The following is a 21,185-nucleotide window of genomic DNA, read 5'->3' on the forward strand; positions in this document are numbered from 1 at the left end:
CGGAAACAGTATTGTGAGCATCTCTATGTTTAGCTGGTTTGAAAAAAGGCTCGATCCGTTCCCTGCCAAGGAGCCGGTCGAGCCGCCGCAGACACTGATCGCCTTCTGCGTGCATTATACGCGCGGCGCGTGGCCCTACATCGCTCTCGATGCGGTACTGGTGACGGCCATCGCCCTTGCCGAGGTGTGGATGTTCGGCTTCATGGGCCGGATCGTCGACTGGCTGTCCGGACAGAATCGCGAGACGTTCCTGCAGACCGAAGGCTTGAAGCTGGTCGGCATGGCATTCATCGTGGTTTTCGCGCTGCCGGCGACGGTCTGGTTCCATTCGCTGCTCAACCAGCAGACGCTGATGGGTAATTATCCGATGCGTATCCGCTGGCAGGTGCATCGTTACCTGCTCAAGCAGTCGATGAGCTTCTATCAGGACGAGTTTGCCGGGCGCATCGCGACCAAGCTGATGCAGACCGCGCTCGCGGTGCGCGAGTGCGTCATCAAGCTCATCGATGTGCTCAACTATATCGTCGTCTATTTTCTCGGCATGCTGTTCATTGTCGGCTCGGCAGACTGGCGGCTGGCTGCGCCGCTTGCCGTCTGGCTTGCCGGATATGTCCTGCTGTTGCGCTATTTCATCCCGCGGCTGGGCAAGGTCGGCGAGGAGCAGGCCAATGCGCGCTCAACCATGACCGGCCGTGTCGTCGACAGCTACTCCAACATCCAGACGGTCAAGCTGTTCTCGCATGCGCGGCGCGAGGCATCCTTCGCCAAGGACGGTATGGCCGGCTTTCTCGATACAGTCTACCGGTCGATGCGGCTGGTGACACAACTCTACGGCCTGCTCTACGTCCTGAATTCGCTGCTGTTGTTTTCGGTCACCGCAATCTCGCTATGGCTGTGGCTCGGCCAAGCCGTGACGATCGGCGCCGTCGCCCTGGTCATCGGCCTCGTGCTTCGGCTCTGGGGCATGTCGCAATGGATCATGTGGGAGATGTCCACGCTGTTCGAGAATATCGGCACGGTGCAGGACGGCATCGCCTCGATCTCGCTGCCGCGCCTCGTCGAAGACCGGCCTGGCGCCAAGGATATTGCCGTGACCAAGGGCGAGATCCGTTTTGAGGACATCCGCTTCCATTATGGCAAGCAGAAGGGCGTGATCGAAAGCCTGTCGCTGACGGTGAAGCCGGGCGAGAAGGTCGGCATCGTCGGCCGTTCGGGTGCCGGCAAGTCGACGCTGGTCAATCTTCTGTTGCGCTTCTATGACCTCGAAAGCGGCAAGGTCCTGATCGACGGCCAGGACATTGCGGCGGTGACGCAGGACTCGCTGCGCGCCCAGATCGGCATGGTCACGCAGGACACCTCGCTGCTGCATCGCTCGGTGCGCGAGAATATCCTCTATGGCCGGCCGGACGCCAGTGACCAGATGCTGATCGAGGCGGCGCGGCGCGCCGAGGCGCTGGATTTCATCGCCGGATTGTCGGATTCTAACGGTCGAAAGGGTTTCGACGCGCATGTCGGTGATCGCGGCGTCAAATTGTCCGGCGGCCAGCGGCAACGCATCGCCATAGCCCGTGTTATGCTGAAGGACGCACCAATCCTTATCCTCGACGAAGCGACCTCCGCCCTAGATTCCGAGGCCGAGGCGGCCATCCAGGAGAACCTCTACAGACTGATGCAAGGCAAGACCGTCATCGCCATTGCGCACCGGCTGTCGACGATCGCCGCCATGGACCGGCTCGTCGTCATGGACAAGGGCCGCGTCATCGAGGAAGGTTCGCATGAGGAACTGGTTGCCAGCGGCGGGCTCTACGCCCAGCTCTGGCAGCGCCAGTCGGGCGGCTTCCTGCTCGACGACGTCCCCTCTGCCAATGATGCAGCCGCCAACGATGCACTCGTCAAGGGTGAAGCCGCCGAATGACTGCCATCTACCGCTGGTTCGAGAACTGGGTCTATCCATTCCGGGAGCCTGCGGACCTTCGGCCACCAGCCGGCGTCAGGGGTTTCCTCTGGCATTATGTCGGGCAGGCGAAGATCGCCTTCTTCGCCATGCTGCTGATCGGCGGCATCGCGCCGTTAGTCGAAGCCGGACTGTTCTATTTCGTCGGGCGGCTGGTCGACATCCTCGACCAGCTTCCCGGCGAACGCAGCTGGCACGCGTTGTGGACTGCCGCCGGCCCGGAACTTGTCTTCATGATCGCGGTGGTGCTGGTCATCCGCACCATCGTCGTCGGCCTGTCGGCGCTGGTCGACGAGCAGACGATCACGCCGGGTTTCTATAATCTGGTGCGCTGGCAGGCGCATCGCCATGTCTCGCGCCAATCCTACGCCTTCTTCCAGAACGACTTTGCCGGACGTATCGCGACCAAGGTCTGGCAGGCGGGACAGGCGACCGGCGATCTGATGGAAAGCTTCATCGAGGTCGTCTGGTTCATGGTCGTCTATACGGTGACGACGCTGGCGCTGGTCGCCGGGCTCGATCTCCGGCTGGCGGTGCTGGTGGTGATCTGGATTACCGCCTTCGGCTTGCTGGCCAGGCGCTATTTGCCGGCGATCCGCAAGCATGCCGAAGCCACCGCCGAAGCCGGCTCGATGATCACCGGCCGCCTTGTCGATTCCTATTCGAACGTGCAGACGCTGAAACTGTTCTCGGCCGATGGCGACGACCGCTACATCAGGAACGGCTTCGACATCTATCTCGACGCGCTGCGCCCGTTCACCCGCCGGCTGACCGGCGTGCGCATGGCACTGACGATGCTGTCGGGCATTATGATCACGGCGATCGCCTGCTTTGCCGTTTATCTCTGGGTCGAGGGCTCGATCACAGTCGGCGCCGTGGCTTTCACGCTGTCTTTGGTGCTGCGGCTGAACATGCTGCTCGGCCGGCTGATGATGCAGCTCAACGGCATCTTGCGGAACCTCGGCGTGCTGGAAAACTCCAAGGCGCTGATCTCACAGCCGCTCGGCCTGACCGATGCGCCGGACGCGAAAGAGATTGTCGTCGTCGGCGGGCGCATCGACGTCAGCAATGTCGAGTTCCACTACGGCAAGGGGTCCGGCGTGCTCGACGGCATCGACCTCGTCGTGCGGCCGGGCGAAAAGGTCGGCCTGGTCGGCCCGTCCGGCGCCGGCAAGACGACCTTGGTCAATCTGATCCTGCGCCTCTACGACCTCGAGAGCGGCAAGATCACCATTGACGGGCAGGACGTCTCCAGGGTCACGCAGAATTCGCTGCGCGCCAATATCGGCGTCGTCAGCCAGGATACGGCACTTTTCCACCGCTCGCTGCGCGACAACATCAAGCTCGGCATGCCGGAAGCGACCGACGCCGAGGTGGTCGCGGCAGCGAAGAAGGCCGAGGCGCACGAGTTCATCCTCGGTCTGCGCGACAATCGCGATCGTATCGGCTACGAGGCCTATGTCGGCGAGCGCGGCGTCAAGCTCTCCGGCGGCCAGCGCCAGCGCGTGGCGATCGCCCGCGTCTTCCTCAAGGATGCACCGATCCTGGTGCTCGATGAGGCGACCTCGGCGCTCGATTCCGACATCGAGGCGGCGATCCAGGAAAATCTGGCAAGGCTGATGGAAGGCAAGACGGTCATCGCCATCGCGCATCGGCTGTCGACCATTGCGGCACTCGACCGGCTGGTGGTGCTCGACGAGGGCCGCATCGTCGAGCAAGGCACGCATGACGAGCTGGTCGGGCTCGACGGGCTCTATGCCAGGCTGTGGAAGCGGCAGTCCGGCGGCTTCCTGTTCAACGAAGAGAGCGCGTTGGCCGAGACCCGGCCGGCGGAGTAGTTTTCTATAAAGCGGAGTGAAATCATGGCGGTGAGAATGCCATCGAATTTCGGACGGTCCGGCGCGCAGGAGAGCGCGTTGGACCTGCTTGGCCATGAAATCCTCGGTGAAAAGGCGGCAGCGCTCGGCCGCGCCGGCCGGCGCGTCGAGGAAACATTGACGAGGCTGCGCGAGAATTGCGACAGTGTCGACCGTGCCCGGCTGCTCAGGGATGCAGCCGAAGCGGTGCACGGGTATTTCATCCAGCGCGAACTCTGCGGCCTGCGCAAGCACGACGCGGTGATCCGGGAATACAACATTCCCAAGGCCGTGCTGGCCAGGCTCGGCGCTAGCGCATGATCCGAACCGGAACTGGTTTGGGAAGCGTTATTCCAGCCACTCGGTGATGAAGCTGCCGTTCTCGTGTATGTCGGTGGTTTCCAGCGGGCCTGGCCCGAGATTGGTGAATTTGTGCGGCGTGTTCGGCGGCACGATCAGGATCTGGCCGGCTGTGGCCTCGATCTGCCGGTCGCCGACGGTGAACAGGCCGGTCCCGGTCCGGATGATAAAAATCTCGCAATAGGGGTGGCTGTGCAGCCTGGGGCCGCCGCCGATCTCGGGCAGGTAGTTGAAGATCAGGCAGCTGTTGGAGCCGTAGGCGCCGCATTGCAACTCGCCCTGCCAGTGGTCGGGCCAGTGGTCGGGCGCTTCGGCCCACTTGTCGCGGTCTATGACATGCGCCATAGGCCGAGGATAAACCGGGCCAGCGCCAGCTGTCGAGGCGAACGCAGCCGTTTGGTTTTGCTGCGATTTTCCAATCATTCCATCGGGCAAATGACGTCCCCGCGACAATCTGCCCTTGTGCCTTCACCCGTCTGGACAAAAACAGGCTTCACGCATAAACCCAAGTCCCAAATGCCGGAGGAATTCGCTAGCCTGTTCGCCATGCGCAGTCGGGCCGGCGCGATTGAGCGGGGAACAAGGCTCGGCCGCCGGCACGGAAGAGGCGAAAGGATCAGGCACCCGTGAGCGCAACCGACACCCAGGATCCCAACCGTCGTGATTTTCTCTACGTCGCCACTGGCATGGCGGCGGTGGTCGGCGCGGGCGCTGTCGCTTGGCCGTTCATCGATCAGATGCGCCCGGATGCCTCGACGCTGGCGCTCGCCTCGGTCGAGGTCGACGTATCTTCGCTGACGCCAGGAATGTCGCTCGTTGTGAAGTGGCGGGGCAAGCCGGTGGTCGTGCGCAACCGCACCGAGCAAGAGATGAAGGACGGCGAGGCGGTCAATCTCGCCGAGCTCAAGGATCCAATCGCCCGCAACGCCAATTTGCCGGCCGACGCCCCGGCAACCGACGCCAACCGCACCACGCCGGGCAAGGAAGCCTGGATGGTGATGGTCCAGGTCTGCACCCATCTCGGCTGCATTCCGCTCGGCCAGGAAGGCGATTTCGGCGGCTGGTTCTGCCCGTGCCACGGTTCCGTATACGATACCGCCGGCCGCATCCGGAAGGGGCCGGCGCCCGAGAACATGGCGGTGCCGGTGTTCCAGTTCATTTCCGACACCAAGATCCGTATCGGCTGAGGCAAGGGATATTTTCCATGAGCGAGGGACACTCGACCTATACGCCCAAGACCGGGATCGGACGCTGGTTCGATTCGCGCATGCCGCTGCCGCGGCTGGTCTATGACAGCTTCATCGCCTATCCGGTGCCGCGCAATTTGAATTACGCCTGGACCTTCGGCGGCATCCTCGCGCTCATGCTGGCGGCGCAGATCCTGACCGGCATCGTGCTGGCCATGCACTACGCGGCCGACAGCACTCTCGCCTTCGATTCGGTCGAGAAGATCATGCGCGACGTCAATTCCGGCTGGCTGCTGCGCTACCTGCATTCGAACGGCGCGTCGTTCTTCTTCATCGCCGTCTACATCCATATCTTCCGCGGGCTCTACTACGGCTCCTACAAGGCGCCGCGCGAGCTGCTGTGGATCCTCGGCTGCATCATCTACCTCTTGATGATGGCGACCGGGTTCATGGGCTATGTGCTGCCCTGGGGCCAGATGAGCTTCTGGGGCGCCACCGTCATCACCGGCTTCTTCACGGCGATCCCGCTGGTCGGCGACTGGATCCAGCAGCTTTTGCTCGGCGGCTTCGCGGTCGACAATCCGACGCTGAACCGCTTCTTTGCGCTGCATTACCTGCTGCCGTTCATGATCGCCGGCGTTGTCGTGCTGCACATCTGGGCGCTTCACGTCGTCGGCCAGAACAATCCGACCGGCATCGAGGTCAAATCGAAGACCGACACGCTCGCCTTCACGCCTTACGCGACCATCAAGGATGGGTTCGGCATGATCGTGTTCCTGTTCGTCTTCGCCTATTTCGTCTTTTATCTGCCGAACTATCTCGGCCATCCGGACAATTACACCGTTGCCAACCCCCTGAAGACGCCGGCCCACATTGTGCCGGAATGGTACTTCCTGCCGTTCTACGCGATCCTGCGCGCTATCACCTTCAATATCGGGCCCATCAATTCCAAACTCGGCGGCGTGCTCTGCATGTTCGGCGCGATTGTCATGCTGTTCCTGGTGCCGTGGCTCGACACCTCGAAGGTGCGCTCGGCAGTCTACCGGCCCTGGTACAAGCTGTTCTTCTGGCTGTTCGTGGCCGACGCCATCCTGCTCGGCTGGCTGGGCTCGCAGCCGGCCGAGGGCAGCTATGTGTTCATGGCGCAGATGGCGACGCTGTTCTACTTCGCCTTCTTCCTGGTAGCGCTGCCGGTACTTGGGCTGATCGAGACGCCGCGGCGGCTGCCGAATTCGATCACCGAGGCAGTGCTCGGGAAGAATAAGGGTGGCGGTGGACATCCTGCCGGCGCCACGGCCGCGCCGGAAACCAAAGGCTGAGCATGATCCCGAAAAGTGGAAACCGGTTTTCGGACAAGATCATGCTCGAGACGATGACAGCGCGTCAGAGAATCTCAAGGGGATTTGCATGAAGAAGATTCTCACCTCACTGGCGCTGCTTGGCCTTGTGGCCGCGGGCATTGGGGCCACAGGCACTGGAGCGCGCGCCCAGGAAGAGGCGCACAACGAGGCGGCGCCGACGCATTTCCCGATACACGAACCAAAGGAAATGGACTGGAGCTTCGCCGGGCCGTTCGGCACCTACGACAAGGCCCAACTGCAGCGCGGGCTGAAGGTCTACAAGGAAGTCTGCTCAGCCTGTCATTCGATGAATTTGGTGGCGTTCCGCACGGTGGAAGGCCTTGGCTATTCGGATGCGCAGATCAAGACGCTGGCGGCCGAATACACGATCCACGACGGCCCGAACGATGCCGGCGACATGTTCGATCGCCCCGGCAAGCCGTCCGACCATTTCCCGGCGCCGTTCCCCAATGCGGAAGCGGCGGCGGCGGCCAATGGCGGCGCAGCACCGCCCGACATGTCGCTGCTGGCCAAGGCGCGCGGCGTTGAGCGCGGCTTCCCGCGCTTCGTCTTCGACATCTTCACGCAATATGCCCAGGGCGGTCCCGACTACATCCACTCGCTGCTGACCGGCTACGACCAGCAGCCGCCGGCGGGCATGGTCATACCGGAAGGCACGCACTACAATCCGTACTTCCTGTCCGGTGTGTCGCTGAAGATGCCGAAGCCGCTCTCCGACGGCCAGGTTACCTATGATGACGGCGCGCCGCAGACGGTCGACCAGTATTCTCGCGACGTGTCGGCCTTCCTGATGTGGGCGGCCGAACCGCATCTCGAGGACCGCAAGAAGACCGGCTTTCGCGTACTGGTCTTCCTGCTGCTGTTCGGCGCACTGGTCTACCTGACCAAGCGCAAGGTGTGGGCCGGCGTGGCGCACTGAGCCCTGCGATATACGAGAATGCGAGGGCGTCGAAAGGCGCCCTTTTCATTGCAGGCATTTCGATTCATTGCAGCCGTCGCTGAGCACGCCCTTTGCCGGACAATTTTCCGTCAGGCGTCACATGGCGGTAGCCGGACTTAGCTGCAGCGGGTTACGATTGGCCAATTCCCTTCACGTCTTCAGCCGAATCTGAAAGGCCCGGAGAGCCGCTTGATGAAATCCTCGCTCGAAGAGACGCTGCTTGCCGCGATCCGCACCATTCCGGATTATCCCAAGCCGGGCATCCTGTTTCGCGACATCACCACGCTGCTCGGCAATGCGCGGGCCTTCCGCCGCGCCATCGACGAGCTGGTGCATCCCTATGCCGGCCTCAAGATCGACAAGATCGCCGGCATCGAGGCGCGCGGCTTCATCCTCGGCGGCGCCATCGCCCACCAGCTCTCGGCCGGCTTCGTGCCGATCCGCAAGAAGGGCAAGTTGCCTTACGAGACGGTGCGCGTCGCCTACAGCCTGGAATACGGGCTGGACGAGATGGAGATGCACAAGGACGGTGTTTCTCCAGGCGAGAAGGTAATCCTCGTCGACGATTTGATCGCCACCGGCGGCACGGCCGAGGCGGCCGTCATGCTATTGCGGCAGATCGGCGCCGATATCCTCGCCGCCTGCTTCATCATCGACCTGCCGGACCTTGGCGGCCGAGAGAGGTTAGAGGCGCTCGGCGTACCGGTGAGGACGCTGATCGGGTTTGAGGGGCATTGAGCGTTTCTTCCTTCTCCCCTGTGGGAGAGGGAAAGAACTCCGCTCATTCCACCTTCACCAGCACGGCACTTTCGAATTCGATGACCTTGTCGCCGGTCGAATCGAAGGCCTCCGAGCGGAGCGTCAGCAGCCGCCAGCCCGGTCGCGAGGCGATGGGGCGATGGGCCAGCGCGGTGCGGGTGAAAGTCACGGTTTCCCCGGCATAGACAGGTTTGGGCCATTTGAGGTTCTTGAAGCCGGGTGAGGGACCGAATTCCGGCACCGGCCCGGGACCGAGCCAGCGGGCGACCTCTGCCTCTATGCCAGCCTCGAGGTTCAATTTCATCCAGGTGGCGGCGGTGTGCCAGCCCGAGGCGCAGAGCCCGCCGAATATGCTGTTCCTCGCCGCCTCTTCGTCGATATGGAATATCTGCGGGTCGTATTTGCGGGCGAACGCCTTGATCGCCTCCGGTTCGAATCGATGTGAACCGAGCGTGACGGTGATACCGATGCAGAAGAATTCGTCGAGGCTCACGCACGGCCCTCGCGGGTGAGGAACATGACGGTGTTTTCGAGCTCGAAAACACCTTCGCCGCGCTGGTTGAACAACTCGCTGCGCATGGTCACCAGGCCAAGCCGGGGCTTCGATCTGGACAGTCGCTTGGCAAGGACGGTGGTGCTGCCGGTCAACAGGTCGCCGGCCAGGACTGGCCGTTTCCATTTGACCTGGTCGACGCCCGGCGCGCCCTGCGAGGTCGAGTCGAGCAGGAAGGCATCGCACAGCATGCGCATGAACATGGCGCAGGTGTGCCAGCCCGAAGCCGCCAGCCCGCCGAGAATGCTGGCCTGGCCCGCGGCCTCGTCGAGATGCATCGGCTGGGCATCGAATTCACCGGCGAATTCTATGATTTCGGCGGCACTTACCAGCTTGGTGCCGAGGTCGAGCGAAGCGCCCTCGATAAAATCCTCATAAGCCCAGGTCTTTGCGGTCATGGTCTGGAAAATCCTGTTCAGGATTGTACGATCGCTACGGGTCCGGGTCCCGGATGCAGGCAGCGTGGCATTTGGTCAAGCAATTTCTATTGCGCCAGCCCGCTGCGCCCAAGCCGCAGCGCGGTATTGACGACCCTATAGCCAGCCGCGGCGGCGGAAATACCAGAAGGGCAGGATTGCCGAAAGCACCATCATGCCGATGGCGAAGGGATAGCCAAAGTGCCATTTGAGCTCGGGGATGATGTCGAAATTCATGCCGTAGATTGAAGCGACAAGCGTCGGCGGCAGGAAGATGACAGCGGCGACCGAGAAGATCTTGATGATGGCGTTCTGCTCGATCGAGATCATGCCGAGCGTCGCGTCGAGCAGGAAGCTGATCTTCTGCGACAGGAAGGTGGCGTGGTCGGCGAGCGACAGGACGTCGCGCGACAAGGTCTTGATGCGAGCGCGGCTGTCCTTGCTCATCCTGCTTTGCGTGGAGGCATGGGCGAGAAAGCCGGCAAGGCGCTGCAGCGAGATCAGGCTGTCGCGGATCGAGGAGGCGAGGTCCTCCTTGCGGCCAATGCCTTTCAACAGCTCCTGGAAGTCGCGGTTGCGCTTGGAAACCTTGGTCGAGCGTGCCTCGAAGATGTCGCGCGAGATCGCCTCGACGTCGCGGCCGGCGCGCTCCAGAATGTCGGCGAGGCGGTCGACGATCGCCTCCAGCAGTCCGATCAGGATGGTGTCACCGCTGGTGCAACCGGTCGCCACCTTTTCGGCGCGCAGCGGAAAGGTCTTGAACGCCTTCGGTTCGTGGTACCGCACGGTGATCAGCCTGCTGCCGGCGAGCACGAAGGTAACCGGCGACATCAACGGATCGTTCACCTCTGTCTGCGCAGGCAGAATGGCGGTCATGAAGTAGGCGCCGTCCTCGACGTAGAGACGGCTCGAGATCTCGATCTCTTCCATCTCTTCGCGGGTCGGAACGGCGACGCCGAGCCAGGTCTCGATTGAAGTCTCTTCTTCCTTTGTCGGGTTGAAGAGGTCGACCCAGACGACAGTGTCGCTGTTTTGCAGGAGATCGTCGACCAGGCGCAGGCGATCATTGTCGACGACGAAGGCCTTGATCATCGCCGGGTCTCCCTTGCTGTTGCCAAAAGGATGGCTTCGAGTGGGCGCGTCGTTTCGGATTGCACTGGACGGGTGCTTTCGACGAATGCACGAGCCCGGTGCAGACGCCCCTTAGACCTGGCACCAAGGGCAGTCAAGCCGAGCGGAAAGGCGCAAGTCCTGCCTGCACGAAGCTGTGATCGGGCCGGGGCTGCAATGGCGCAGGCAACCGTTATGAGGCCGAGCGACGCTTGGCCTTATTCATCTTTTACCCGCAGTAAACGATCTAGACACCCGTTTAATTCTCAGCTTGGATATACGCTGGGATTGGGGATATCGAAAATTGGCAAAACATGTCTTTGGCGGGCCCGATACATCGAAAAAACTTCGATGTTTGCAGGAGTATTTACAGTCATTTTCTATTGCACTCCGAAATCAGCAGTTCGCCTGCATCTACATTGATGCGTTTGCTGGATCTGGCACCCGCACTGAGGTGCGCCCTGGTTTGCCCTTGTTTGGACCAGATTTTGCCGAACCGGAGGAAGTCACGACACCAGGATCGGCGCGGATCGCGATCGAGATCGATCCACCAATGCACTCGGTTGTTCTGATCGAGCAAGACGCCTCTCGATTCTCTGAACTCCAGACATTGGTTGGTGAGTACCCAGATCGCAAGATTATCCCGCGAAATGGTGATGCCAATAAACTCGTCCAACGCTTATGTGCGAATACCCCCTGGCGAGGCACTAAAACTATTGGACGCGGAATACGGGGGGTCATCTTTCTGGACCCCTACGGTATGGAGGTGTCTTGGGCGACGGTGGAGGCAATTGCGAAGACCCAGGCGCTGGATTGCTGGTACTTCTTTCCGCTGTCGGGCCTATACAGGAATGCCCCTCACGATCCGAAGAAACTCGATCTTGGCAAGCAAGCAAGTCTAGATCGCGTCTTAGGTGCGACCGACTGGCGTTCCCGTTGGTACAATCACGAGGTTACGCGGGAAGACATTTTCGAAACGCAAGGACAGGCTGTGCGCAGGGCCGATGTAAATGCAATCGAGGCCTATGTGAAAGAGCGCCTCGAAACAGTCTTTAAGGGCGCTGTCCTCAACCCAGTCCGTCTGCACCACAAGAATGGTGCGCCGCTGGCGTCCCTCTTCTTTGCGGTATCGAACACCAGCTCGGCAGCCGTGAAACTGGCGACAGACATGGCATCTCACATTCTCAATTCTGGCAGGCCATCCCACAAGCGCTCACGATAGGTTCGACCCATCGCTTTCTTGTTCTTCCCGCCCCATTGTTTGAAAAAGAACGCTGCATCAGCATCAGTGCATTGGTCGAATATCTCATCGATCCACTTCGGATCCATCGGACGTGCATTGGGACCGCTCTCTCCGCCGACTATCGCCCAATGAATGCCTTCCAGGCTTGCACCCGCCACAGAGCCTATCAGTGGCTCATAGGAGACAAACCTTATGGTCGCTGGAACGGCTCGAAGTTCATCCAATCTGTGAAGTACGCGACTATCCTCCACGCTTGTTCCAAGCCACACATTCGGCAATACTTTAAAGCCATCCTTTGACAGGATTTCCGCCATCCTGTCTGGCCGCTTGGTGAGGATTTGGTAGGTGTGGCGTGAGGTCGCGCCCATAACGCGCCAAACCTCATGGATGAAGTCCGCCGGCACATCGGCATGGAAAAGGTCGGACATCGAATTGACGAAAACACGGCGAGGCTTCTTCCACGAAGCGGGGATGTCGAGAGAAGCGCGATCAACCCTTATCTTGCCCGTCCACTTCGCCCGTCCACCGCTTTTCCGTGTCAGTCCGACGTACTTCTCGACGCCCATCGCCTCGAGGCGGGCTGCCATGCGCATGGCGTAGCAGTTGGTGCAACCTCCCGTGAGGATCGTGCACCCTGCAACGGGATTCCACGTCGCGTCAGTCCATTCGATTGATGTCTCGGCCATTTCCGCTCTTCTCTTCGTCCATTTAAGACTGCCTGAAGATTGTAAATACCCCAATAAGTCTACCGTAGGAATTTTTTCATATCAAGTGGCGTCAGGTCAGGTGTTGAACTTAAACAGCATGATGTCGCCGTCCTGGACGACATACTCCTTGCCTTCGTCGCGCGCCTTGCCGGCCTCCTTGGCCGCCACTTCGCCGCCCAGCCTGACGAAGTCGTCATAGGCGATGGTCTGGGCGCGGATGAAGCCGCGCTCGAAATCGGTGTGGATGACGCCTGCCGCCTGCGGCGCCTTGGCGCCCTTGTGCACGGTCCAGGCGCGTGTCTCCTTCGGCCCGACGGTAAAGTAGGTGATGAGCTTGAGCAGCTCGTAGCCGGCGCGGATCACCTTGTTCAGGCCGGGTTCGTCCAGGCCGAGCGTTGCCAGAAATTCCATTTCCTCTTCGTCCGAGAGCTGGGCGACCTCGGCCTCGATCGCCGCGGAAATCACAACGGTGCGGGCACCTTGCGCGGCGGCCATCTTCTCGACCGCCCTAGTATGCGCGTTGCCGGTGGCGGCATCGGCTTCCGCGACGTTGCAGACGTAAAGCACCGGGTGTGAGGTCAAGAGATTCAGCCCCTGCAGGATGCGCAGATCCTCAGCCGAGATGCCGTTGAGCAGGATGCGGGCGGGCTTGCCGGCCTGCAGCAGTTCAAGCGCCGCTTCCATCATCGGAAGTACGGTCGCTGCTTCCTTGTCCTTGCCGGCGGCACGCTTGCGGATCTGCACGATGCGGCGCTCAAGGCTGTCGAGGTCGGCAAGCATCAATTCGGTTTCGACGGTCTCGGCATCAGCGACAGGATCGATGCGGCCCTCGACATGGGTGACGTCGTCATCCTCGAAGCAGCGCAGCACATGGACGATGGCGTCGACCTCACGGATGTTGGCGAGGAACTGGTTGCCAAGCCCTTCGCCTTTGGAGGCGCCACGCACCAGGCCGGCAATGTCGACGAACGAGATGCGGGTCGGGATGATCTCCTTCGACTTGCCGATCGCGGCGATCTTCTGCAGGCGCGGGTCGGGCACCGCCACCTCGCCGGTATTCGGTTCGATGGTGCAGAACGGATAATTGGCGGCCTGCGCCGCCGCCGTCCTGGTCAACGCATTGAAGAGCGTCGACTTGCCGACATTGGGCAAGCCAACGATGCCGCATTTGAAACCCATTTTTGTCTGGTCCTATCGGGAAATCGAAATTTGATCAGGGCTATGGGCGAAAGCGCCGATGATCGTCAAGGCGCAATTCAATTCAGACGCTGCGCGATGTCATCGGTGCCTATCGCCAACGAACGAACGCCGGACCTGCTCAGTATTTGCAGAAGATGCCAGAACGCGTCGACCTCAGCGGTTCCGAAATCGATGGTCAGTTGCCCGTCGAGCAATTGCGCACTGTGAATGACGTTTCCGACGGTCTCCGATGTTTCACGCTCGCCATCGATATCGAACCAGCCGCGAAACCATTCGTCGAAGAGATCGCCGTCGAGCTCATTTATAGGGAATTTAAAATGAACCTCATCCCACCTGAAAGGTGAGATGAGGACATCCATTCCACCCATCCCGGCGTGAATATCCGGAGAGAATTTCACATAGGAATCGCTGTTGATGAATTGCGGATTTGGCTGTCCGTCATTACTGACGAAATCAACCGCGATGAAATTTCGATAGAAGGAATCGACGTTCGAAAACTTGATTTCGGTCGCATGCGATCCTTGGCTGTTGCGAGCAACTTCGCCGGCAGCGGCGACGAAATAATCAACATACTTCTGTCTGATGAGACGGACCAATTCCTGAATGTCATCCAGATCCATGGCTCAGTCCTTGCCGCCAAAAAGCTTCTTCAGCATGGCCGCCATCGGGCCGGTTTCGGGCAGCTTGGCCGCCGGCTGCTGAGGCCGCGCCTGGCGGACGTGGCTTTGCGCCTTTGGCGCCTTGGGCGGCGGGCGATCGTCGTCGTCCGTCGGCGTGAGCTTGTCGCGCAGCGCCAGCGTCACGCGGTTCATGAACGAATTGTCGTCGCGCTTGGCAAGCAATCCGGCACCATCGGCGATTGCGTCGAGCAGCACGTCCAGCCATTCGCGGTCGCCCTTGGCGAAATCGCCAAGCACATGGCCGTGCACCATTTCCTTGACGCCGGGATGGCCGACGCCGATGCGCACACGGCGAAAATCCTTGCCGACGTGCTGGTCGAGCGAGCGGATGCCGTTGTGGCCGCCGGAACCGCCACCGACCTTGACCCGCACCTTGCCGGCGGCAAGGTCGATCTCGTCATAAAAGACAGTCAGCGCCGAAGGGCCGAGCTTGTAGAAGCGCAAGGCTTCGCCGACCGACTGGCCGGACAGGTTCATGAAGGTCTGCGGCTTGATCAGGATCACCTTTTCGCCGGCAAGCGTGCCTTCGGCGATCAGACCCTGGAATTTCTTCGACCAGGGCGAAAAGGAATGGCGGCGGGCGATCGCGTCCGCCGCCATGAAGCCGACATTGTGCCGGTTGTTGGCGTATTTCGCGCCCGGATTGCCGAGGCCTGCAAAGACAAGCATCGTCGCCTCCGGGCGGGAAGGGGTTACTTCTCTTCAGCGGCAGGAGCCGCTTCGGGCGCAGCCGCTTCAGTCGTCTCTTCCGCAGCCTCCGGCTTCATCGCCGAGGAGCCGGCAATGGTCGCGATGGTGAAGTCGCGGTCGGAGATCACCGGCTTGACGCCGGCCGGCAAGGTGACGGCCGAAATGTGGATCGAATCGCCGATATCGGTACCGGTGAGATCCACGATGATGAAATCCGGGATCGCATTGGCCGGGCAGTGGAACTCGACCTCGTGGCGCACGATGTTGAGCACGCCGCCGCGCTTGATGCCGGGCGACTTATCTTCATTGATGAAGTGCACGGGCACATCGACGTTGACTTCGGTATCCTTGCCGATGCGCAGGAAATCGACATGGACAGGGAAATCCTTGACCGGGTCGAGCTGAAAATCCTTGGGCAGAACCTGGATCTTGTTGCCGTCGACATCGATCGTGGCGACCGTGGTCAGAAACCCGCCGCCATGGATCTTGTAGTAGATGTCCTTGTAGGTCAGCGCAATCGCCAGGGGAGGCTGCTTGTCGCCGTAAATCACTGCAGGCACTTTACCGTTGCGGCGAACTGCACGGGCGGACCCCTTACCGACCTGTTCGCGCGCTTCGGCCTTGAGCTCGTAAGTATCGTGGCTCATGGCATTTCCTTTCGCGTTGTTCTGGAGCGCTCACGGCCGGCAACGTGCCGGGGCCGTAAACGTCGAAAGCCGCCGGGCCTGCATATCCGAAAGCCGGCAGCCGCATAAGCAAGCGGACCTTTGTTCGGGATCACAAGGGAAGGCAGCCTTCCGCCGCGTTGCCTCCAAGGGTGTCTACGCGGGTGGCGGCTCTATAGCCGAAGGCGGGAAAGGGTGCAAGTCATGGCAGGCGACAGGACTACAAGGGTTTCCCCCATAGTATGGCGACCACCCATGCCGATGTTATAAACACCGACATGCTGGCCTTCTTCAGGGCGTAAGGCCTTTCAGAACGCAACAAAAAACCCGCCATCTGCGGGTGATCTCGTGTCAGGTCGTGCCGATGTCAGGCGATGCTCAAGCCGCCATCGATCAGCATTTCCGCACCGACCATGAACGGGCATTCGTCCGAAGCAAGAAAAACCACCGCGTTGGCAATTTCCTCGGCGGTTCCGAAACGACGGGCAGGCACCAGGCCGACCACAGCTTTCGCACGCGCCTTCGCCGCTTCGGGGTCCAGCCCAAGTTTGTCGTTGAGCGGAGTGTCGATCGGACCCGGGCTGATCACATTGGCGCGAATACCGCGTTCTATCAGTTCGCCCGAGAGCGTCCGGGCGAGCGAAATCATGCCGGCCTTGGCCAGCGCATAGACGTGCGTTCCAGCCATTCCCATATGCGCGTTGACCGAGCCGCTGAGGATGATCGACGACGGGTTCGAAAACAGCGGAACGAGCGCCTTGACCAGGAAGTACGGCCCCTTGAGGTCGACGTCGATGCTCCTGTCAAACGCGGCCTCGGTCCAGTCGCCAAGCGGGCGCAGGTCGGCGATACCGGCATTGAGGAAGAGAGCGTCGAGCTTGCCGAAGGTTTCCTCGATCCGCCGCGCTATGTCGTTCTGGGCAGCAGCATCTCCGGCGTCGGCGGCAATGACAAGCACATCACTGCCGAGGATGGTGCGCGCCTCCTCGAGACGGCTCGCATTTGTTCCGGTGATAGCGACGCGCGCACCTTCCTCGATGAAACGTCGTGCCGTCACCAGGCCGATGCCGCTGGTGCCGCCGGTAATCAATGCGGCCTTGCCTTTTAGTCTGGACATAAGCGAATTGCCTTTCCTGGCGCGGAGCGCTGCGCAGCATCAGGGCTGAGCCCGGTATGTTCAACTTGAAGGCGTTGCTGACCAAAATTTTGCCTTCAGAGGTGACCCTCTCTAACAGGCTTTTCACCCGGCGTATGGTGAAAGAATCATCGAGGGCGCGGCAACTGTCGCGCCCTCGTATCAATTCCGAAGATGAACTGATTTTTAGCTGGCCGCAGCCTCCACCTTCCTCGCTTCCTTCATGTTAGGCAGGAGGACCGTCAGTAGCCCGAGCAGCGGCAAATACGAGCAGACCTGGAAGACGAAATCGATGCCTTTCATGTCGGCGACGACGCCAAGCACGGCGGCGGCGATGCCGCCCATGCCGAAGGCGAAGCCGAAGAAGATGCCGGCGATCATGCCGACGCGGCCGGGCACCAGTTCCTGGGCGAAGACGACGATGTTCGAGAAAGCCGAGGACAGGATCAGGCCGATCAGCACGGTGAGAACCATCGTCCACTCGAAATTGGCGTAGGGCAAGGCCAGGGTGAAGGGCAGCACGCCGACGATCGAGAACCAGATCATCGCCTTCTGCCCGTAGCGGTCGCCGAACGGGCCGCCGAGCAGGATGCCAAGGGCCGAGGCGCCGAGGAACAGAAACAGCATGACTTGCGACATCTGGACTGAAACGCCGAATTTATGGATGGAATAGAAGGTGTAATAGCTGGCAAGGCTGGAAATATAGGCGTTCTTGGTCAATACCAACAGCGTCAGCACCAGCAGCGCTCCCATCACCTTGCGGCGCGGGAAGGGCGAGACGAAACCTGCCGCCTTGCGGGTGCCCTGTGCGGCACGCAGGCGGCTGTACCAGCCGCCAACCTGCCACAGCACGATGATGCCGATCAGCGAGCCGCCGGCAAACCAGGCGATGCTGGTCTGGCCGAAGGGCACGACGATGAAGGCTGCCAGCAGCGGCCCCATCGCCTGGCCGAAATTGCCGCCGACCTGGAACAGCGACTGCGCAAGACCGAACCGGCCACCGGAGGCGAAGCGGGCGATGCGCGAGGATTCCGGGTGGAAGATCGCCGAGCCGATGCCGATCAGCGAGGCGCCGATGAGGAGCAGCGAGTAATGTCCGGCATAGGCCAGCACGACCAGCCCGATCAGCGAAGAAGCCATGCCGTAGGGCAGCGAATAGGGCATCGGCCGCTTGTCGGTAATCATGCCGATCACCGGCTGCAGCAAGGATGCCGTCACCTGGAAGGTGAAAGTCAAAAGGCCGATCTGCCAGAAATCGAGACCGTAATTGTCCTTCAGCAGCGGATAGATCGCCGACAGCAGCGACTGCATGATGTCGTTGATGCAATGGCAGAAGCTCACCGCCAGGATGACGGTGAAGGCCGTCGCCTGAGCTGAAATGTGGCTGGCCGCTGCCGGCTTGGCGTCGGCGGTTGCTGTGGTATCGGTCAAGGCAGGCTCCGTGGTCTTTTTGGCGGGCGCTCCCGCAGGCGGTCTTATAGGCCGCAGCCTTATACGTTGCTTGTCACTCGACTTCTTTCGTGGTTTGGTCCAATAGTTTCGCAAGTGGGCCATAGCTGATGCCGCATGGCAGGGAAATGTTCAGAGCGGGCGACACCGATCTCGGGCTGTTGCATGAGCGTCGCTGGCAATGGCTGGAGCAGGCCGTAGGGCCGGCTGTGGCGCTGCCGACCGAATATCCGGACGGCTACCATGTGCCACGGCACCATCATAGCCGCAGCCAGTTGCTGCACGCGCTGGTCGGTGTCGTGCTGGTGACGACGCGGCATGGGCGCTGGATGGTGCCTCCGGACCACGCGATGTGGATCCCCGCCGGCACCGAACATTCCGTCGAGATGCTGGGCGACGTCAGCATGCGGTCCGTCTATGTGATGCCGGAGGCCATTCCCGGCCTGCCGGACGGGTTGCGTGTCGTCGGCATCACCGACCTGATGCACAGCCTGATCGTGGAATCGGAAAAGCTGCCGCAAGGCGCCGAGCTGGAGGGGCGGGGCGGACTGATCATGAAGCTCCTGCTGCACGAAATCCCGAACCTGCCGGAACGGCCGCTCGGCCTTCCGTTCCCGTCCGATGCAAGGCTGGCGACGCTGTGCCGGCGCTTCGTCTCGGCACCGTCACCGCATGCGACGATCGACGAGTGGGCCGCTATCGTCGGCATGAGCCGCCGCTCTTTCACCCGCGCGTTCCACCGCCAGACCGGATTGTCGCTGTCGACCTGGCGTCAGCAGGCCTGTCTGTTCGCGGCGCTGCCACGGCTGGCCGACGGCGAGCCGATCACGAGAGTGGCGCTCGATCTCGGCTATGACAGCGTGCCGGCGTTCATCACCATGTTCAAGCGCATGCTGGGAGCATCGCCACGCGGTTACATGCGGGGCGCCCGTGACGCTGGCGAAGGTGTGCGACGAATAAGCGGTCCGGCTCGGCCTGAGTCGCAGCCCTGAAGGGCGTCGCGTTCGACCGGCCTCATGCGACGCGCTTTGGGTTCTTGCTTTTATGCATGTCGTTATCGCAAAACCGCTGCACTTTGCGCGACACGCATTAATCGAACAGGCTCGAAACCGATTCCTCGGTCGCCGTGCGCGAGATCGCCTCGCCCATCAATTCGGCGATGGAGATGACGCGGATATTGGCGGCGTCCAGCACTGCCTGGGTCGGCTGGATGGAATCGGTGATGACCAGTTCCTGCAGTTTCGAGGCGCCGATGCGGGCGATGGCGCCGCCGGACAAAACGCCATGGGTAGTATAGGCGGTGACACTGGTGGCGCCGTCGGCAAGCAGCGCATCGGCCGCATTGCACAGCGTGCCGCCCGAATCGATGATGTCGTCGATCAACAGGCAATCCTTGCCGCGCACGTCACCGATGACGTTCATCACTTCCGATTCGCCGGGGCGCTCGCGGCGCTTGTCGACGATGGCAAGCTGGGCGTCGATGCGCTTGGCGAGCGCGCGGGCGCGGACCACGCCGCCGACATCCGGCGACACCACCATGACATTGGCAAGCTGCTTGTATTTCGCCTTTACGTCGCGGGCCATGACCGGCACGGAAAACAGATTGTCGGTCGGGATGTCGAAGAAACCTTGAATCTGGCCGGCATGGAGATCCAGGGTCAGCACCCGGTTGACGCCCGCCCTCGTGATCATGTTGGCGACCAGCTTGGCCGAGATCGGTGTGCGGCCCGAGGCGCGGCGATCCTGCCTGGCATAGCCGAAATAAGGAATAACTGCAGTGATGCGCTTGGCCGAGGAGCGCATGAAGGCGTCGATCATGATGAGCAGTTCCATCAAATGATCGTTAGTCGGGAACGAGGTGGACTGCAGGATGAAGACGTCCTCGCCGCGCACGTTCTCCTGGATCTCGACGAAGATTTCCTGGTCGGCGAAGCGCCTGACGCTGGCCTTGCCCAGCGGAATGTTGAGGTAACGGGCGACTGATTCGGCCAGCACCCTGTTGGAATTGCCCGCGAAGAGCTTCATGCACCGTTCCTGGCGAAGGATTGAGAGACTCCGATAGCACTCCAGCCTCTTAGTCGGGCTTTTAGCGGCCCGCGCCGGTATTGCAAGCGTCGTGAATGGGAATCCGCCGGCTAATCTCAATAAACGCTTACGGCTTGAGCATGCGGCGATAGAGCCAGTTCCATGCCGACGGAATCGGGATAGCTTCTAACTTTCAGTCTGAGCATGCTCTTTTTCGAAAACCGGATTCCACTTTTCGGAATCACGCTCCAGGTCAGCCGGCGCCGCCGCCAAGCCAGGTGGCGAACTGGTCGATTGTCTGGTCGGCAATTGCCTGCATGGTCGCCGGCGCGACCGCCGTCCAGCCTTCGCCGCCGCCAACAGAGGGCGCCTTCTGCTGGCCGTTGATGCGATGCAGCCGGTTGCCGGCCGGGTCATAAATGTCCCAGACATAGATGACGGTAGTGTCCTTGCCTTCCGTCATGGTCGAGAAATAGCCCTTGAGCACATGCGTAGGGGTCTGGTCGGTGCTGCCGGCCAAGGTGATGCCGCGCTGCCTGGCGCGTGTCTGAAGCTCGGCGGTCAGCGGAGTCGCGGCTTCTACCGAGGCGCCGACGATCGGCGCCACCTGCAGCCGGGTCCGCGCAATGGCAGCCGCGCTTTTGGCGGGCGGCACGGCTGCTGCAGCGGAAGGCTGCGCTGTATCTGCAGTTTGCGCGGTGCCGGCAGGCTGAGCCGGAGTTGCGGGGGGCGTTGCGGCACCTCCGGCTCCGGAGAGCGATTGCGTCGATTGCGGGGCAATGGCCGAGGGTTCGAGAACGTCCTTCGCATTGGTGCAGGCCGCCAGTGCCAGCGCCACGAGCAATGACACGGTCGTCACATGCGATCGTCTCATTAGCCTGAAAACTCCTTGGCG

General features: G+C 61.4%; 22 protein-coding genes and 1 pseudogene. 10 read left to right on the forward strand and 13 right to left on the reverse strand.

Features of this window, described 5'->3' with window-relative positions; genetic code table 11:
• Positions 1 to 25 precede the first annotated feature (25 nt).
• Genes NKK47_RS06780 through NKK47_RS06790 form a run of 3 tightly spaced genes read left to right on the forward strand, consistent with a single transcriptional unit; the run spans position 26 to position 4,131 of the window.
• Positions 26 to 1,915, forward strand: coding sequence for an ABC transporter ATP-binding protein (locus tag NKK47_RS06780; protein WP_352456906.1), 1,890 nt, complete (start codon positions 26 to 28; stop codon positions 1,913 to 1,915).
• Positions 1,912 to 3,792, forward strand: coding sequence for an ABC transporter ATP-binding protein (locus NKK47_RS06785; RefSeq protein WP_023679481.1), 1,881 nt, complete (start codon positions 1,912 to 1,914; stop codon positions 3,790 to 3,792). The genes NKK47_RS06780 and NKK47_RS06785 overlap by 4 nt, the downstream gene beginning before the upstream one ends.
• Before the next feature lie 24 nt (positions 3,793 to 3,816).
• A complete protein-coding gene (locus NKK47_RS06790) occupies positions 3,817 to 4,131 on the forward strand; it encodes a DUF6665 family protein (RefSeq protein WP_023679480.1) in 315 nt (104 codons plus the stop codon).
• Between the two features lie 27 nt (positions 4,132 to 4,158).
• Here the strand turns inward: NKK47_RS06790 and NKK47_RS06795 are convergent, their stop codons facing one another.
• On the reverse strand, positions 4,159 to 4,515 hold the full coding sequence (locus NKK47_RS06795; RefSeq protein WP_023679479.1) for a cupin domain-containing protein: 357 nt from the start codon (positions 4,513 to 4,515) through the stop codon (positions 4,159 to 4,161).
• A gap of 281 nt (positions 4,516 to 4,796) precedes the next feature.
• Here NKK47_RS06795 and petA point away from each other — a divergent pair, with 281 nt between their 5' ends.
• The 4 genes from petA (at position 4,797) to NKK47_RS06815 (ending at position 8,396) form a co-directional block, all read left to right on the forward strand.
• Positions 4,797 to 5,357 (forward strand): ubiquinol-cytochrome c reductase iron-sulfur subunit, encoded by a 561-nt coding sequence (gene petA, locus NKK47_RS06800; protein WP_023719206.1) that lies wholly within the window; start codon positions 4,797 to 4,799, stop codon positions 5,355 to 5,357.
• 17 nt (positions 5,358 to 5,374) lie between these two features.
• Positions 5,375 to 6,676, forward strand: coding sequence for a cytochrome b (locus NKK47_RS06805; RefSeq protein WP_352450515.1), 1,302 nt, complete (start codon positions 5,375 to 5,377; stop codon positions 6,674 to 6,676).
• Positions 6,677 to 6,764: 88 nt separating this feature from the next.
• A complete protein-coding gene (locus NKK47_RS06810) occupies positions 6,765 to 7,637 on the forward strand; it encodes a cytochrome c1 (RefSeq protein WP_352456907.1) in 873 nt (290 codons plus the stop codon).
• 213 nt (positions 7,638 to 7,850) lie between these two features.
• Positions 7,851 to 8,396, forward strand: coding sequence for an adenine phosphoribosyltransferase (locus NKK47_RS06815; RefSeq protein ID WP_352456908.1), 546 nt, complete (start codon positions 7,851 to 7,853; stop codon positions 8,394 to 8,396).
• A gap of 43 nt (positions 8,397 to 8,439) precedes the next feature.
• On the opposite strand, the gene NKK47_RS06820 is transcribed toward NKK47_RS06815, so the two are convergent.
• From NKK47_RS06820 to corA, 3 genes are all read right to left on the reverse strand, one after another.
• On the reverse strand, positions 8,440 to 8,910 hold the full coding sequence (locus tag NKK47_RS06820) for a MaoC family dehydratase (RefSeq protein ID WP_352456909.1): 471 nt from the start codon (positions 8,908 to 8,910) through the stop codon (positions 8,440 to 8,442).
• On the reverse strand, positions 8,907 to 9,368 hold the full coding sequence (locus NKK47_RS06825) for a MaoC family dehydratase (protein WP_352575772.1): 462 nt from the start codon (positions 9,366 to 9,368) through the stop codon (positions 8,907 to 8,909). Before NKK47_RS06825 ends, NKK47_RS06820 begins: the two co-directional genes overlap by 4 nt.
• A 135-nt stretch (positions 9,369 to 9,503) precedes the next feature.
• Complete coding sequence (gene corA, locus NKK47_RS06830) at positions 9,504 to 10,478, reverse strand: magnesium/cobalt transporter CorA (protein ID WP_023678442.1); 975 nt, start codon at positions 10,476 to 10,478, stop codon at positions 9,504 to 9,506.
• A 322-nt stretch (positions 10,479 to 10,800) separates the two neighbouring features.
• Here corA and NKK47_RS06835 point away from each other — a divergent pair, with 322 nt between their 5' ends.
• Positions 10,801 to 11,718 (forward strand): three-Cys-motif partner protein TcmP, encoded by a 918-nt coding sequence (locus NKK47_RS06835; RefSeq protein ID WP_352575774.1) that lies wholly within the window; start codon positions 10,801 to 10,803, stop codon positions 11,716 to 11,718.
• Here NKK47_RS06835 and NKK47_RS06840 read toward each other — a convergent pair.
• From NKK47_RS06840 to NKK47_RS06860, 5 genes are all read right to left on the reverse strand, one after another.
• The gene (locus NKK47_RS06840; protein ID WP_352456912.1) at positions 11,673 to 12,425 is read right to left on the reverse strand and encodes a DUF5131 family protein; all 753 of its coding nucleotides are present in this window, start codon (positions 12,423 to 12,425) and stop codon (positions 11,673 to 11,675) included. The two genes, NKK47_RS06835 and NKK47_RS06840, sit on opposite strands and share 46 nt — an antisense overlap.
• Before the next feature lie 96 nt (positions 12,426 to 12,521).
• Entirely contained in the window at positions 12,522 to 13,625 is a 1,104-nt protein-coding gene (ychF, locus tag NKK47_RS06845; protein WP_352456913.1) for a redox-regulated ATPase YchF, read from the reverse strand.
• A gap of 77 nt (positions 13,626 to 13,702) precedes the next feature.
• Positions 13,703 to 14,266 carry a hypothetical protein gene (locus tag NKK47_RS06850; RefSeq protein WP_352456915.1) on the reverse strand — a complete coding sequence of 188 codons (564 nt, stop codon included), beginning with the start codon at positions 14,264 to 14,266 and terminating at the stop codon, positions 13,703 to 13,705.
• Between the two features lie 3 nt (positions 14,267 to 14,269).
• On the reverse strand, positions 14,270 to 14,995 hold the full coding sequence (gene pth / locus NKK47_RS06855) for an aminoacyl-tRNA hydrolase (RefSeq protein WP_352456916.1): 726 nt from the start codon (positions 14,993 to 14,995) through the stop codon (positions 14,270 to 14,272).
• Between the two features lie 23 nt (positions 14,996 to 15,018).
• Entirely contained in the window at positions 15,019 to 15,663 is a 645-nt protein-coding gene (locus NKK47_RS06860) for a 50S ribosomal protein L25/general stress protein Ctc (protein WP_352575776.1), read from the reverse strand.
• Between the two features lie 224 nt (positions 15,664 to 15,887).
• On the opposite strand from NKK47_RS06860, the pseudogene NKK47_RS06865 reads away from it, so the two are divergent.
• Positions 15,888 to 15,983: pseudogene (locus tag NKK47_RS06865) on the forward strand (alpha/beta fold hydrolase); the annotation flags it as partial.
• 65 nt (positions 15,984 to 16,048) lie between these two features.
• On the opposite strand, the gene NKK47_RS06870 reads toward NKK47_RS06865, so the two are convergent.
• Both NKK47_RS06870 and NKK47_RS06875 read right to left on the reverse strand, forming a co-directional pair.
• Positions 16,049 to 16,798: an SDR family oxidoreductase gene (locus tag NKK47_RS06870; protein WP_352456918.1), complete on the reverse strand. Its 750-nt coding sequence runs from the start codon at positions 16,796 to 16,798 to the stop codon at positions 16,049 to 16,051.
• 204 nt (positions 16,799 to 17,002) lie between these two features.
• The gene (locus tag NKK47_RS06875) at positions 17,003 to 18,247 is read right to left on the reverse strand and encodes an MFS transporter (RefSeq protein WP_352575778.1); all 1,245 of its coding nucleotides are present in this window, start codon (positions 18,245 to 18,247) and stop codon (positions 17,003 to 17,005) included.
• Positions 18,248 to 18,375: 128 nt separating this feature from the next.
• Here NKK47_RS06875 and NKK47_RS06880 point away from each other — a divergent pair, with 128 nt between their 5' ends.
• Complete coding sequence (locus NKK47_RS06880; RefSeq protein ID WP_023678428.1) at positions 18,376 to 19,257, forward strand: AraC family transcriptional regulator; 882 nt, start codon at positions 18,376 to 18,378, stop codon at positions 19,255 to 19,257.
• Positions 19,258 to 19,354: 97 nt separating this feature from the next.
• Here NKK47_RS06880 and NKK47_RS06885 read toward each other — a convergent pair whose 3' ends face one another.
• Positions 19,355 to 20,290: a ribose-phosphate pyrophosphokinase gene (locus NKK47_RS06885; RefSeq protein WP_023678427.1), complete on the reverse strand. Its 936-nt coding sequence runs from the start codon at positions 20,288 to 20,290 to the stop codon at positions 19,355 to 19,357.
• Positions 20,291 to 20,543: 253 nt separating this feature from the next.
• Complete coding sequence (locus NKK47_RS06890; RefSeq protein ID WP_023678426.1) at positions 20,544 to 21,164, reverse strand: hypothetical protein; 621 nt, start codon at positions 21,162 to 21,164, stop codon at positions 20,544 to 20,546.
• Positions 21,165 to 21,185 lie beyond the last annotated feature (21 nt).

This window comes from Mesorhizobium sp. M0019 (assembly GCF_040323975.1).
Taxonomy (GTDB): domain Bacteria; phylum Pseudomonadota; class Alphaproteobacteria; order Rhizobiales; family Rhizobiaceae; genus Mesorhizobium.